Raw genomic sequence first — 12,982 nt, 5'->3', positions numbered from 1 at the left:
ATGGCAACCTTTACAGACCGATTGTTGCGCAGTGTGGCTCCGATCTGGGAGCGCGTTCACCAGCATCCGTTCGTAACGGGTCTCGGTGACGGCACGCTGCCTGTGGAGTCGTTCAAATTTTACCTGAAGCAGGACTACATCTATCTGATTGATTACGCCAAAATGTTCGCACTTGCCAGTGTGAAGGCATACGACCTGGAGATGAGCGCCCGGTTTGCGGCCTTGCAGGAATCGACGCTCAACATGGAGATGGAGCTGCACCGCCAGTATGCCGCCCGCTTCGGCATTTCCCGCGAGGAACTGGAAGCGACCGAGCCGTCCTTTGTCATGCTCGGCTACACCAGCTACATGCTGCGTGCCGCGCACCAAGGCTCGCTGGCCGAGCTGGTCAGCGCGCTGCTTCCGTGCACGTGGAGCTACTGGGAGATCGGCAAGCGGCTGGCGCAGGTCGAAGGGGCGCTGGACCACGAGCTGTACGGCGAGTGGGTGCGCATGTACAGTTCGGACGAGTTCGGTCAGCTCGCGATCTGGCTGATCGACATCATGAACAAGCTGGCAGAAGGGAAAAACGAGCAGGAGCTGGCGAGACTGGAAGAGTATTTCGTCAACACCTCCAAGATGGAATACATGTTCTGGGATATGGCCTATAGAGAGGAAATGTGGCCGTGCGCGATCAACTAGCTTTCTCCAACGTCCGCTTCTCATACACAGGTACGCCGATTCTCGAAGACTTTGATCTGCGCGTGAAAAAAGGCGAGTTCGTCAGCTTGATCGGGCCAAGCGGGATCGGAAAAAGCACGTTGTTTCAACTGATCGCGGGACTTTTGCAGCCCGAACAGGGAGAAATCCGGCTGGACGGGGAACGGATGGAACAGCGGTTGGGGCACGTAGGCTACATGCCTCAGCGCGATCTACTCATGCCGTGGCGGACGATTGTGGAAAATGCAGCCTTGCCGCTGGAGATCAAGGGCGTGCCGAAAAAGGAAGCGCATGAGCGCGTCAGACAAGAGCTGCCCCGGTACGGATTGCAGGAGTGGGCAGACGCCTATCCTGCCCAGCTTTCCGGCGGCATGCGGCAGCGCGTCTCCTTTTTGCGCGCGCTGCTGTCCGGGACAGACCTGATGCTGCTCGACGAGCCGTTCAGCGCCCTCGATGGCATTACGCGGCTCGACATGCAGGAATGGCTGATGGAAAAATGGCAGGAGACAGGCAGTACGATGCTGATGATTACGCACGACATCGACGAGGCGATCTTGCTCGCTGACCGCGTGATCGTCCTGTTGGGCAAGCCGATTCGCCAGCCAATCGAGCTGCACGTTTCCATCCCTCGGCCGCGAGCGGTCGGCAGCCGGAATCAGCCTGGCTTTCTCGCCCTACGCGAACAAATCTGGACGTTGCTGCGCACAGAACAGTCCAGGCTGCAGAAGCTGGGGAGGGAAGCGTGATGACGAGAGGGGTTTGGTTCGGCATTTCCATCGCGCTCTTTTTCGTCGCCTGGGAGGCTGTGTGCCGCCTGCTGGCCGTGCCGCCGTTCATCCTGCCGCCGCCGAGTGCAGTCGTGCTGGCACTGTGGGAGTTGCGCGGCGCACTTCTCGGGCTGCATCTGTGGGCGACGTTGAAGGAAGTGCTGCTCGGCCTGTCTGTCTCGATTGTCTTTGGCGTTTTGCTCGCTTTTGCGATGAAGATGAGTCGAGTCGTCGAGCGACTGGTCTATCCGTATATTGTCATATCGCAAACGATTCCCATTATCGCATTGTCTCCTGTCTTTATTTTGTGGTTCGGATACGATTTGTCCGGAAAAATCGCGGTGACGATCCTGTTCACCTTTTTCCCGATTGTCGTCAACATGTATGACGGTCTTCGCTCGACAGACAAGGAGATGCTGCAACTGCTGAAAACAATGGGCGCGACCCGCTGGCAAATGTTCACGAAGCTGCAGTTGCCGTCGAGCCTGCCGCATTTTTTCAGCGGCTTGAAGGTGGCCGCGACGTACAGTGTCGCGGGTGCGACGATTGGGGAGTGGCTCGGCGCGAGTGAGGGGCTCGGCTACTTCGGCAGACGGGCATCGGGCAATTTTCAGGCACCTGCGCTGTTTGCCTCGGTCCTGCTGCTCTCTGTCCTGGGCATGCTGCTGTTCTGGCTCGTCGGGCGGATCGAGCGCCGTCTGTCTCCGCATACAAAAACGAAACACCCAATATCCAGGTAAAAAAAGTAGGAGTAGGGAGATCAATCATGAAACGGATGCATACATGGACAAAAACCATTCTGGCACTGACCCTTGCCGCTGGACTTGCTGCGTGCGGCAGTCAGTCCGGGACTGGCACAACCACGCCGCAAGCACCGGCTCCGGCTGAAAATGCGGCGGAGCCTGCCGAGCTGACAATCGCGCTCGACTGGTATCCGAATGCGGTGCACTCCTTCCTGTACGCCGCAGAAGAGCAAGGCTTTTTCAAGGAAGAAAACCTCAAGGTCAATCTGCAGATGCCATCGGACAGCAATGATCCGTTGAAAATGGCGGCGGCAGGCAAAGTCGACCTGGCGATCAGCTACCAGCCGCAGCTCGTCCAGGCGCGCGCCGAAGGAATTCCGGTCGTGTCTGTCGCAGCACTCGTGCGCCATCCGCTCAACGTCATCATGACGCGCAAGGACGGCGACATCGACAGCCCGCAAAAGCTGGCAGGCAAAAAAATCGGCTACCCGTCCATTCCGCTTGACGAATCCATCGTTCGCCAGGTGGTCAAGCATGCGGGTGCAGACGACTCTGGCCTGTCCTTTACCGACATCGGCTTTGACATCGTTCCTGCCCTGACAGCGAAAAAAGTGGACGCGGTCGTAGGCGGCTACATCAACCACGAGCAACTGATTCTGGAGAAAAACGGCATCCCGGTTCACGTCTTCAAGCCGTCTGATTTTGGCGTGCCGGATTACTACGAGCTTGTGCTTGCGACCAGCGACGAGACACTGGGCAAGAAGCAGCAGGCGGTCGAAGGCTTCCTGCGCGCGATTGGAAAAGGCCAGGACTACGTGAAAAACAACAAGGAAAAGGCGCTCGATCTGTTGCTTGCCAAGCAAGCAGCCGAATTCCCGCTGGAAAGAGACATCGAGACGAAAAGTCTGGACATCCTGATTCCGCTGATGGACGCGGGCGACAAGCCGTTTGGCTCCATGACAGCCGAGTCGTGGCAAGCGTTGATCGACTGGATGAAAAAAGAGCAGCTGATTACGACCGATGTGAAAGTAGAAGACATCATGCGTGATCTGGTGAAATAAACAGAGTGAAAAAGCAAAACCCCCTGTTAGCCAAACAGCCTGGTACGAGCATGTCTCGTTTTGCCAGGGTGAGGCTGGCGGGGGTTTTTTATGCTCGCTTGCGATTGTCAGTTGACTGGAAAGGTTTTACATGGTATGTTTAAGTTAGTTATTTTGATAAATTTCTAAATATCTAATAAAGATATTCTGAAAGTAGGATCGATCATTATGTCCATGAATCAAGCCTTTAAAGCGCTGTCTGATCCGACAAGGAGAAAGATTCTCGACTTGCTGCGGGAAAAAGACAGGACGGCTGGTGAAATCGCCGAGCATTTTCAAATGACAAAACCGAGCATCTCCCATCACCTCAACCTGTTGAAGCAGGCGGAAATGGTCTTTGACGAGCGAAAAGGGCAAAACATCTACTACTCGTTAAATACGACCGTTTTTCAGGACCTGTTGAAATGGTTTATTCAATTCCATTCGAAAGAGGAGCAATGACATGAAAATAACCCCGATGACTACACTGTGTTTTCTTGCCAGCATCGCGATGGCGATCATTTGTTACCCCTCCATGCCAGACCAAATGGCCATACACTGGGGAGTGAACGGCGAGCCGGACGGCTTTGCGCCAAAGATTGTCGGCGTATCGTTTGTTCCGGTGATGATGGTGCTAATCTTCCTGTTGTCTCACTATCGCAAACAGAGCTATCAAAAGTTCCAAAGCAGCATGGACGCGATAGGGAACACGCTGATGGTTGCGCTTCTCGTCATCCACGGCCTTATCATCGCATATGGTTACGGATATACGGTGAACATGGCGACCGCCGCAACGCTCATTCTCGGAATGCTGTTCCTTACCATGGGAAATTTTATGCCGCGTTTTCGCCACAACCATTTGATCGGGATACGCACGCCCTGGACGCTGGCTAGTGAAAAGGTCTGGAAAATGACCCACCAACTGGCGTCCCGTGTGTTTTTTATCGGCGGGCTGCTCATCGTCCTGACCGCATTTTTGCCGTCACCCGCTCACTTCATTGTGCTGCTTGTCATCGTAGCGGCCACGATCCTTGCCGCGATCTGGAGCAGCTTCTACTACGCCAAGAGGAGGAAATAACATGAAAAATTTGAAAATAGCGGTTCTGCTGGCGGTGTTAAGCGCAATCGGCTTTCTTGCGGCCACTCCTTATTTGCTGACGATGATCGGGGATGCGATCGCCATGGTGCCTCTTCCGGTGCCGGCTGTCATTGCATTGTTTGTTTTGCAGGGCGGCATCACGGCATTTCTGCTTTCGTGGGCCGGATTGACTTTGGCAGGCAAGGTCGGGCTCGATGCGCCAATCTTGCGGAGATGGCTGTATAAAACGGAGGGAGCATCCTTTACCGGGCCAGGAATCGTGCAAGCGGTCATCTTTGGGCTGATCGGCACGCTGCTGATCTATTTGCTGGAACGGCAGCTTTTCCAGCCGCTGATGCCGATTCTCGCGGAAAAGGCCCAGGACTTGAACACACCGGTTTGGGCGGGGGTCTTGACGGCGATTCAAGGCGGTGTGTACGAGGAAGTGATGGTGCGGCTGTTCATGATGACACTCGTCGTCTGGATATTGAGCAAGCTGTTCGGGCGCAAGTCTGCTCCCAAGGCCTGGATGTACTGGGTCGGCATCATCACAGCAGCCTTTTTGTTCGGACTTGGCCATCTTCCTGCGGCGTCCGTTTATTTTGGGGAGATTACACCGCTCTTGTTCGTGCGGACGATTGCCTTGAACGGGGTGGCAGGCATTTTGTTCGGCTACCTGTACTGGAAACGCGGGCTGGAGTACGCCATGGTTGCTCACGCGATAGGGGATATCCTGCTTCACGGCTTTTTAAGCTGAGTGAAGCAGGTTTGTTTTTGCAAAAAGCTAGTAAAATTTTTATTTTTATGTAATTTTCTTGAAGTGAAAAAGCGGAAGGCGTAATATAGATGATGGAATTTATTAGCAATGAGGGGGGGATTCCTTGCGTTTTTTAACGACATTTTCTCTCAGAAACTCAACAGCTATTATCATCATCAGCCTACTCGTCGTCATAAGCGGCATCGTCGCTGCCATGTCGCTCAAAGTAGAGCACATGCCTGACGTTTCCTTTCCTGTGCTTGTCGTCAGTACCGCTTACCCGGAAGCATCGCCGGAAGACGTGCTCGACGATGTAACGAAACCGCTGGAACGCGAACTCGGGCAAGTGTCAGGCATTACCGCATTGGAATCGTATTCGAACAACAACAGCTCCATGCTGAAAGTCTATTTGGAAACCGGAGCGGATGTACAGGCTGCCAGAGACGAGGTGGAGCGAAAAATTTCCGCTGTCGCGCTTCCCGAAAAAGCGAGCAGGCCGCAGGTCATGGTCCAGGGCTTTAGCAGTCAGCCTGTCTATTATTTGTTTGTGACAGGACAGGACGAGGAAAGCGGGCTGGATCTGTTCGACAGCGAAGTAAGGGACACCGTGCTCAAAGAGCTGGAAGGAATTGAGGGCGTCGATAAAGTAGCGACAGTAGGCGGACAATTCCAGGAAATGAAAATCATGCCGAAAGCAGATGCGCTCAACTACTACGGTATCTCCCCCTTGCAATTGAAGCAGCTTTTGCTCGATAATCATATCGCTTTGCCTATCGGCACGATCACCGAAGATGGGGAAGAACGGATTATCCGCGTAGTAAGCCGATACCGCAACGTGGAAGACATCCGCGATACCAAACTGTTCCTGTCGGACGACCCGGCAAACGGTATTGCCTACCTCAGACTTGGCGACATCGCTGACGTCCATTTTGACCGGGTAGCGCAATCGATCAGCCGCTTCAACGGGCAAAACGGCATCAATATCAACATCTACAAGACACGGGACGCCAATGCCGTAGAAACAGGCGATGCCATCAACGAAAAAATCGCCCAGCTGCAGGAAACGTACAACCATTTGACCTTTACCACGATTTACGATTCATCCCTCGATATTAAAAACTCGATTAACGGCATGCTCAAGGAAGGCTTGCTCGGAGCCATCATGGCTTCGCTGATTATCCTTTTGTTTTTGCGCCACGTAAAAGCTACGATGATCGTCCTCGTTTCCATCCCGACGTCGATCCTGGTGAGCCTGATTTTCATGTCCTGGATGGGCATTACGCTCAACATGATTACGCTGTTCGGAATGGCGGTCGCGGTAGGCCGGGTCGTGGATGACAGCATCGTCGTGATCGAAAATATTTTCCGCCACTTGCAGTTGAACAAGGAACGAAAGGAAAGCCTGATTCAATTTGCCACCAATGAAATGCTTCACGCCATTACTTCATCGACCTTTACGACCACTGCCGTATTTTTGCCGATTGTCTTTGTCAGCGGAATGATCGGAGAGGTGTTCCGGCCATTCGCACTGACGGTCGTTTGCTCGCTGTTTGCCTCTCTGCTGGTAGCCGTGACAATTGTTCCGTTGCTGGCCAAAATGATAATCCTGAAAAATCGCAATATTAAGGAATATGAACACGGCAAAGTGACGCACACTTACAGAAAGCTGCTTCAATGGTCGCTGCACCACAAGCCCGCAGTCGGTCTTTTGTCTTTTGTCCTCTTGGTAGCAAGTCTGGCGCTGTTGCCGTACATGAAATTCGGGTTGCTGCCCGAGTCGGAAGCAAAGTACATATTCGCCCAAGTGACATTGCCAAAAGGCACCCAACTGAACGTCCTCGACGATACGATTCGTCAGCTCGAAAGCAAACTGCAAGCCCAGGCGGAAGTCGAGTCCATCCAAAGCAGCCTCGGTTCGGAAGACGGAGCGGATATTCGGCGGACGAACGAAGCGGTCCTGCTGATAAAAACAGGGGAAGATACAGACCTCGACCAAACGATCAAAAAATTTGAGGAAATCATCAAACCGTCGATCCCGCTCGGCTCGGAAATGGTTTTGAGCAAGCCGGGCAGCAACGAAAGCAATCAGTTCAAAGTAGTCCTGCACGGGCCTGATCTGGAACGGCTGAAAGAAGCGCGCGACATCGTCAAGGCGAAGCTGAAAGAAAGCCCTCTTTTGACCAACGTGCGTGACAATTTGAACGACATCAACGAGGAAGTCGTCATCAAGGTAGACCGGGACGAGGCAGCAGAGCTGGGAATATCGCCGGTGCAGGTTGCCCAGGAAGTGAACCTGCTCGTCTCGGATACGAAAATCGGCAAAATCAAGATCAACGACAAAGATTACGATCTGTTTTTCGGGTTGAGCGAAGACCGCGAAAAATCGCTGGAGGAACTGAAAAACATTTACATTCAGACACCGGGCAGGCAACAAGTGCGTCTTTTGGACTTCGCCGAGATCGACCAGGAAAAAGTACAGTCGCAAATCAACCGCAAGGACGAGAAGCAATTCGTGCAAATTACGGCGGACATTGTGAGCGACAACAAAGGGGGAGCGAGCAACTTCCTGTTTGCACTCCTGCAAGCAGAAGAGCTGCCGAACGGCGTCACGCTGTCCTCCGAAGGGGTCGCAAGCGACATGGAAAAGAGCTTCCAGGACATGCTCCTCGCTATCGGGGCCGCGATTTTCATCGTCTACATTGTCATGCTCATCTCGTTTGGCAATGCAACGGCACCACTTGCGATTCTCTTGTCCTTGCCGCTCGCTGTGATCGGCGGCCTGTTTGGGCTGTTTTTGACGGGCTCCGTACTTGATGTGACCGCCCTCATCGGCTTTTTGATGCTTGTCGGCATCGTCGTGACGAACGCTATCGTGTATGTGGACAATATCCAGCAGCGGCGACTCGCGGGGGCTTCCATGCGCGAGGCTGTCGTCGAAGCGGGCATTACCCGTATGCGCCCGATTATCATGACGGCAGTAGCGACGGTTTGCGCACTCTTGCCGCTTTGTCTTGGCTTTTCCGAAGGGGCCTTGATGACGAAAAGTCTGGCGATTGTCGTCATTGGCGGCCTGATTACGTCGACGGTCCTGACCTTGATTGTGGTGCCGATTGGGTACGAATTGCTGTATCGGATCAAGAAAGAGTTTTTCACTCCGGATACAGAGGAACAGGAGCGGGAGCCAGGCGAGGACATGTTTATTTCCGTGCTGAGAAGTTTGCGCGATATGAAAAAGTCTGGGTAGGCAAAAGAGAGGGGCTTTTCAGAAATGAACAGGAAGAAGCTAATCAACGTAGGTGTGGGTTGCCTCTTGGGCGCGACGATCCTCGCGGGATGCAATTCACAAGCGACGGAAAACAAAAACGCCAACGGTGGACAAGCTCAGATCGAAAAGCAGTCCGGCACGGAGGTGGAGATGATTAAAGTCGAGAACGCTATCGACGTCCAGGTAGCGGAATTGACAGAGGGAGAGCTTCAGGAGTCGGATCGGTTGCTGGCAGAAGTATTTGCCAATACCGATGTCAGCATTGTCGGCAAGACAGGCGGGACCGTCTCGCAAATTTTCGTAAAAAAGGGCGCCCCCGTGAAAAAGGGACAAGTCATCGCAAAGCTGGATCAGACGGAGGCGATGCTGAGACTCCAGCAAGCAGAAGCAACACTGGCGGTCGCCAAGGCAAATCTGGAGCACACAAGCAGAGTGGGAACTTCCCAGCAGTTGGCCGAAAACCAGTTGAAGCTGGCAGAGCAGGCTTACAAGCACACGGAGAGCGTGATTGCCCAAGGCATGCAACTGGCGCAAGCAAACTACGATCGCGCCAAAAAGCTGTACGAGCAGCATGCCTTGTCCAAAGGCGAGCTGGAAAATGCCCAGAATGCCTATCTGCAAGCGAAAAACCAGTACCAAAGCCAGCTCGATCAGGCGAAAACCGCTTTGAATAACGCCCGGACACAAGTGAATCAGGCGGATAAAAATGGACGGATCACGCAAGCCAACATCCAGCAGGGGCAAGCCGAAGTGAACATTTCGCGAAACGCCTTGGACAACACGCTGATAAAAGCAACGGTCGACGGCATTGTCACCGAAATTCTCGTCCAGGAGGGAGATACGATCACCGCGCAAAAGCCTGTTGCGACGATCATTAACCTCGACCCGGTCATTGTGAAGGCAAACGTTTCGGAAAAAGCGTTGCCAGCCTTGCCAAAAGGCACACAGCTTGACGTACAAATCCCGTCCCTTGGAATCAAGGCCAAGGGCACGGTTTCCTTCGTCGGACTAAGTGCTTCTGGCCAATCCAGGCTGTTCCCCGTTGAAATCGAGGTGCCCAATCCAAAAGGAACGATTTTGCCCGGGATGAAGGCAGAGGTGTCCTCCCAAAAAGGACAGGCTGGCATTCTCGTGCCAACCGACGCCATTTTGGAGCGCAATGGAAAATCAGTCGTCTACGTCGTAGACGAGGAGAGAGTGGCAGAAAAAGAAATCGCGATCGCCTTGAAAGGAACGGAGAGGACGCTGATCGAGTCAGGGGTGAAGAAAGGCGACAAGGTCGTCATCAAAGGACAATCCCAGTTGAAAGACGGGGCAAAAATCAACATCGTTCCATAATGAGGCAAGGAGGATACCTGATGCAAAAAACAAACGTTTCCCAAACCCGCTGGCTGCTCTCGCCGCAATTGGCACCGGAGGCAGAGGTTCTTTTGTTCTGCTTCCACTATGCGGGCGGACACGCGGGCATTTACCGGGACTGGCAGAAAAAGCTGCCCGTTCAGATCGGCGTTTGTCCGGTGCAACTGCCTGGCAGAAGCAACCGTTTTACCGAGCCGTTCCATACGGATTTGTCCGTGCTGATCCGTGAGCTGGCAGAAGCGCTCTTGCCTAATCTGAATCGGCCGTTTGCCCTTTTTGGGCATAGCATGGGGGCTTTGCTCAGCTTCGAGCTGGCCAGATATTTGCGCAAACATTATGGCATCAAGCCTTTGCATTTGTTTGCCGCCGGACACCATGCCCCGCATTTGCCTGATCCCGGCGAAGCGATTCACCATCTGCCGGACGCGGAGTTTTTGCAGGGACTGAGAACGCTGAACGGTACGCCGCAGGAGCTTTTTGACCATGCAGAAAACGAAGAGATTTTGCAAATGCTCTTGCCGATGCTACGCGCGGATTTCACGATCTGCGAAACGTATCAGTACGAGGATGAAGAGCCGCTTGAGTGCGGATTGACCGCGATTGGCGGCCGGCAGGACCCGGATGTGACCGTGGAGCACATGGAAGCCTGGAAAAAGCACACCCGCGCTTCCTTCCACATGCACATGCTGCAAGGCGACCACTTTTTCATCCATTCGGAGCAAAAAGAGCTTCTGTCGATTGTGGAATCAACGCTGCAAAGCTATCTTGTCGGAAACAGGGGGATAGGATGATTACAGGAAAAGCGACGCTGGAAGGGACACAGCAGCTGGCACAGGCCAATCCGCATCTTTCATACAGACAGTTTGGCAGCTTTGAGGTTTGGATCAGTCAGGTCGGCTTCGGAACATACCGGATTGATGAACAGGATGAACAATACCAGCACGCCTTGCGCAAAGCGCTGCTCGAAGGCATTAACCTGATCGACACCAGCAGTATGTACGCAAACGGCAGTGCGGAAAAAGTCATCGGCCATGTCTTGAAGCAGCTTGTCGACGAAGAAAAAATCAGGCGGGAAGAGCTCGTCATCGTCTCCAAGGCGGGCATCGTCGTCGGGGAGGACTCCGAAGAGACGATGAAGCGGACGGCCGCAGGCAAGCCGTATCAGGACTTCACGACTGTCCATGAAGGGATGTCGATTTGCATCCATCCGGAGTACCTCCAGGATCAGCTCACGCGCAGCCTGCAGCGCTTGCAGCTGGAACAGATTGATTGCTACATGCTGCACAATCCGGAATGGTATTTGCTATGGGCCAAAATGAACAAGATCAAGCAGCAGGAAGCGTACGAAGAACTGCTGGAGCGGATCGAGAAAGCTTTTTTGCACCTGGAAAAAGAAGTCGAGGCAGGGCGCATCCAATGCTACGGAGTAAGTGCCAACTCGTTTGGCAGCAATCCCAAGGAGTTTGACTTTATTGCGCTGGATACTCTCTGGGCGATTGCGGAAAAGATCAGCCCGCATCACCATTTTCGCGTGATCCAGTTTCCGATGAACATGTACGAGTCTGGCCCTTTGCTGGAAAAAAACCATGGGCACGGCCAGAGTGCATTGCGCTTTGCCAAGGAAAAAGGGCTGGGCGTGATGACCAACCGGACGCTGGATGTGACAGCGAAGGAAAAAATTTTCCGCCTGACAGACATCCGGATGGAACCTGAAACAATGATCGACGAGAAGGAAGCGACCCAAAAGATCAAAGCCTGCCTCGATCGCGTCGATGAAGTGGAGGAGCAGATCGTCGACCATATTTTGCCTGCGTTGAAGCTGGAGAGGGACGAGGTAAAAGAGCTGAAGAAAAAGGTAACGGCGGGCGCGATGCTCCGCAAATATTGGAAAAAGCTGTACTCGTCGGCAAACGTGCACAATGTGCAAAGCCTGCTGTTTGAGCCGGTCATCACCGATCTTCGCAAGTCGATCGCAAAGCATGGAGAATTGGACGACCAGACGCTGGAGTGGCTGGATACGTACAAGGAAGTTCTCACTAAAGCAACAGATGCCTTGAAAAGCTACTACACACCAAAAGACTGCCAGCGGGCGCAAGCGATTAAAAAAGAGCTGTCGCGGGTGCGTCCGCATCTGATGGCGACAGACACATTGAGCCAGGCAGCCATCCGCACGATGCGGGCAACGCCAGACGTGCACGGCATTCTCGTCGGCATGCGGCGGGAGCACTATGTCGATGATGTGCTCGCGGAATTGCAGCGGCCTTTGGATGCGCAGTTGCAGGAAGAAGACTGGCAAACGATTACCCAGACGCTCAAAGCGGTCATTGGTGCGCGCTAGAACGAAGGGAGCCGCCTGCGGGCCGTTCCCTTTTCTTTTTTCGGAATGGAAAGAGTGGGCAAGGCAAAAGAAAACCACCGCATAAATCGCGAACGTCAACGATTTCATGCGGTGGTTGTTTCATTCATTCGTTATTTCCACTTGCTGATAATGTGCTCGCGATCAAACAGCTTCACGCTGATCTGGAACGTAATCAGGGAGACAACCGCACATACGGTCACGAGGCCGAGATAGATCAGCGGATTGCTCATCATCGAGAGGAAAATCACCTGACTGATGGCAAGTCCGATGATCGGCAATACGAGCAAGGCGCCGAATTGCTGCGCGGCGGCGACGTTGTCCACTTTGGAGGAAACGACAACGCTCAGCGACAAGCTGATGATCGAGATAAATGGGACGAGCAGGATCATCGCGAGGATGAACACAATGGAAAAATGGGAGCCGGCATTTTCAAAGCTGGCAAAGACAAAGCCCAAAAAGATAAGCTGGATCACCCAGGTCAGGGCGATGGACGGCAAGGAGAAAGCAAGAATTTTCCCAAGCAAAAACTCTCGGGTGGAAATGGGAGTGACCAGCACGCTTTCCAGAGTTCCTGTTATTTTTTCCGTGATGATGCTCGAAGTGGCAAAAGTCAGCGGGATCATCGCCGGGACGATCAGGAACAGCAGGAAATAGAAGCGGGCAATGGCAATCGTACCGTCCTCTCCGGCCACATTGAGCAGCGGATTGGTCAATTTCATCAAGGTCAGGACAAACTCCATCTTGCCGTTTTGCGCAAAAACCGTCGTTATCAAGGCCATAATCAAGATCACAAATGGCGCGGCAAGATTCGTAATCAGCACAGAGCGGTTGGCAAAAAGCTCTTTCCACTCTCGAATGATGACAAATGTCGGCATA

The 12,982-nt window shown here is 53.3% G+C and carries 12 protein-coding genes; 11 read left to right on the top strand and 1 reads right to left on the bottom strand.

All coding sequences use genetic code 11. From position 1 onward, the window contains the following. The 11 genes from tenA (at window position 1) to AAFJ72_RS11545 (ending at window position 12,085) form a co-directional block, all read left to right on the top strand. Window positions 1–681 (top strand): thiaminase II, encoded by a 681-nt coding sequence (tenA, locus tag AAFJ72_RS11595; protein WP_122906327.1) that lies wholly within the window; start codon window positions 1–3, stop codon window positions 679–681. Beyond that, on the top strand, window positions 666–1,445 hold the full coding sequence (locus AAFJ72_RS11590) for an ABC transporter ATP-binding protein (protein ID WP_432774090.1): 780 nt from the start codon (window positions 666–668) through the stop codon (window positions 1,443–1,445). The genes tenA and AAFJ72_RS11590 overlap by 16 nt, the downstream gene beginning before the upstream one ends. Further along, window positions 1,445–2,206 (top strand): ABC transporter permease, encoded by a 762-nt coding sequence (locus AAFJ72_RS11585; protein ID WP_432774089.1) that lies wholly within the window; start codon window positions 1,445–1,447, stop codon window positions 2,204–2,206. Before AAFJ72_RS11590 ends, AAFJ72_RS11585 begins: the two co-directional genes overlap by 1 nt. A gap of 26 nt (window positions 2,207–2,232) precedes the next feature. Then, window positions 2,233–3,270, top strand: coding sequence for an ABC transporter substrate-binding protein (locus tag AAFJ72_RS11580; RefSeq protein ID WP_432774088.1), 1,038 nt, complete (start codon window positions 2,233–2,235; stop codon window positions 3,268–3,270). A 213-nt stretch (window positions 3,271–3,483) separates the two neighbouring features. Beyond that, a complete protein-coding gene (locus tag AAFJ72_RS11575; protein WP_211338277.1) occupies window positions 3,484–3,750 on the top strand; it encodes an autorepressor SdpR family transcription factor in 267 nt (88 codons plus the stop codon). Between the two features lies 1 nt (window position 3,751). Further along, on the top strand, window positions 3,752–4,366 hold the full coding sequence (locus AAFJ72_RS11570) for an SdpI family protein (RefSeq protein WP_432774087.1): 615 nt from the start codon (window positions 3,752–3,754) through the stop codon (window positions 4,364–4,366). Window position 4,367: 1 nt separating this feature from the next. After that, window positions 4,368–5,123 (top strand): CPBP family intramembrane glutamic endopeptidase, encoded by a 756-nt coding sequence (locus tag AAFJ72_RS11565; protein ID WP_432774086.1) that lies wholly within the window; start codon window positions 4,368–4,370, stop codon window positions 5,121–5,123. 124 nt (window positions 5,124–5,247) lie between these two features. Beyond that, window positions 5,248–8,367, top strand: coding sequence for an efflux RND transporter permease subunit (locus AAFJ72_RS11560; protein WP_432774085.1), 3,120 nt, complete (start codon window positions 5,248–5,250; stop codon window positions 8,365–8,367). 24 nt (window positions 8,368–8,391) lie between these two features. Further along, window positions 8,392–9,726 carry an efflux RND transporter periplasmic adaptor subunit gene (locus AAFJ72_RS11555; protein WP_432774084.1) on the top strand — a complete coding sequence of 445 codons (1,335 nt, stop codon included), beginning with the start codon at window positions 8,392–8,394 and terminating at the stop codon, window positions 9,724–9,726. Window positions 9,727–9,746: 20 nt separating this feature from the next. Next, window positions 9,747–10,538, top strand: a complete 792-nt coding sequence (locus AAFJ72_RS11550; protein WP_432774083.1) for a thioesterase II family protein — start codon at window positions 9,747–9,749, stop codon at window positions 10,536–10,538. Beyond that, entirely contained in the window at window positions 10,535–12,085 is a 1,551-nt protein-coding gene (locus AAFJ72_RS11545; protein ID WP_432774082.1) for an aldo/keto reductase, read from the top strand. The genes AAFJ72_RS11550 and AAFJ72_RS11545 overlap by 4 nt, the downstream gene beginning before the upstream one ends. Before the next feature lie 131 nt (window positions 12,086–12,216). Here AAFJ72_RS11545 and AAFJ72_RS11540 read toward each other — a convergent pair whose 3' ends face one another. Beyond that, window positions 12,217–12,981, bottom strand: coding sequence for an ABC transporter permease (locus tag AAFJ72_RS11540; RefSeq protein WP_432774081.1), 765 nt, complete (start codon window positions 12,979–12,981; stop codon window positions 12,217–12,219). Between the last annotated feature and the right edge of the window lies 1 nt (window position 12,982).

The sequence above is a fragment of the Brevibacillus gelatini genome (genome assembly GCF_050920745.1).
Taxonomy (GTDB): domain Bacteria; phylum Bacillota; class Bacilli; order Brevibacillales; family Brevibacillaceae; genus Brevibacillus; species Brevibacillus gelatini.
The sequence above is the reverse complement of the archived record's forward strand: the minus strand, read 5'-3'. Positions and strand labels throughout refer to the sequence as shown.

What these genes read in the sequence shown, in the direction of transcription:
- AAFJ72_RS11565 (WP_432774086.1), top strand. Translation starts at nt 4,368, where the DNA reads ATGAAAAATTTGAAAATAGCGGTTCTGCTGGCGGTGTTAAGCGCAATC.
- AAFJ72_RS11540 (WP_432774081.1), bottom strand. Translation starts at nt 12,981, where the DNA reads ATGCCGACATTTGTCATCATTCGAGAGTGGAAAGAGCTTTTTGCCAAC.
- AAFJ72_RS11550 (WP_432774083.1), top strand. Translation starts at nt 9,747, where the DNA reads ATGCAAAAAACAAACGTTTCCCAAACCCGCTGGCTGCTCTCGCCGCAA.
- AAFJ72_RS11570 (WP_432774087.1), top strand. Translation starts at nt 3,752, where the DNA reads ATGAAAATAACCCCGATGACTACACTGTGTTTTCTTGCCAGCATCGCG.
- AAFJ72_RS11585 (WP_432774089.1), top strand. Translation starts at nt 1,445, where the DNA reads ATGACGAGAGGGGTTTGGTTCGGCATTTCCATCGCGCTCTTTTTCGTC.
- AAFJ72_RS11555 (WP_432774084.1), top strand. Translation starts at nt 8,392, where the DNA reads ATGAACAGGAAGAAGCTAATCAACGTAGGTGTGGGTTGCCTCTTGGGC.
- AAFJ72_RS11575 (WP_211338277.1), top strand. Translation starts at nt 3,484, where the DNA reads ATGAATCAAGCCTTTAAAGCGCTGTCTGATCCGACAAGGAGAAAGATT.
- AAFJ72_RS11580 (WP_432774088.1), top strand. Translation starts at nt 2,233, where the DNA reads ATGAAACGGATGCATACATGGACAAAAACCATTCTGGCACTGACCCTT.
- AAFJ72_RS11545 (WP_432774082.1), top strand. Translation starts at nt 10,535, where the DNA reads ATGATTACAGGAAAAGCGACGCTGGAAGGGACACAGCAGCTGGCACAG.
- tenA (WP_122906327.1), top strand. Translation starts at nt 1, where the DNA reads ATGGCAACCTTTACAGACCGATTGTTGCGCAGTGTGGCTCCGATCTGG.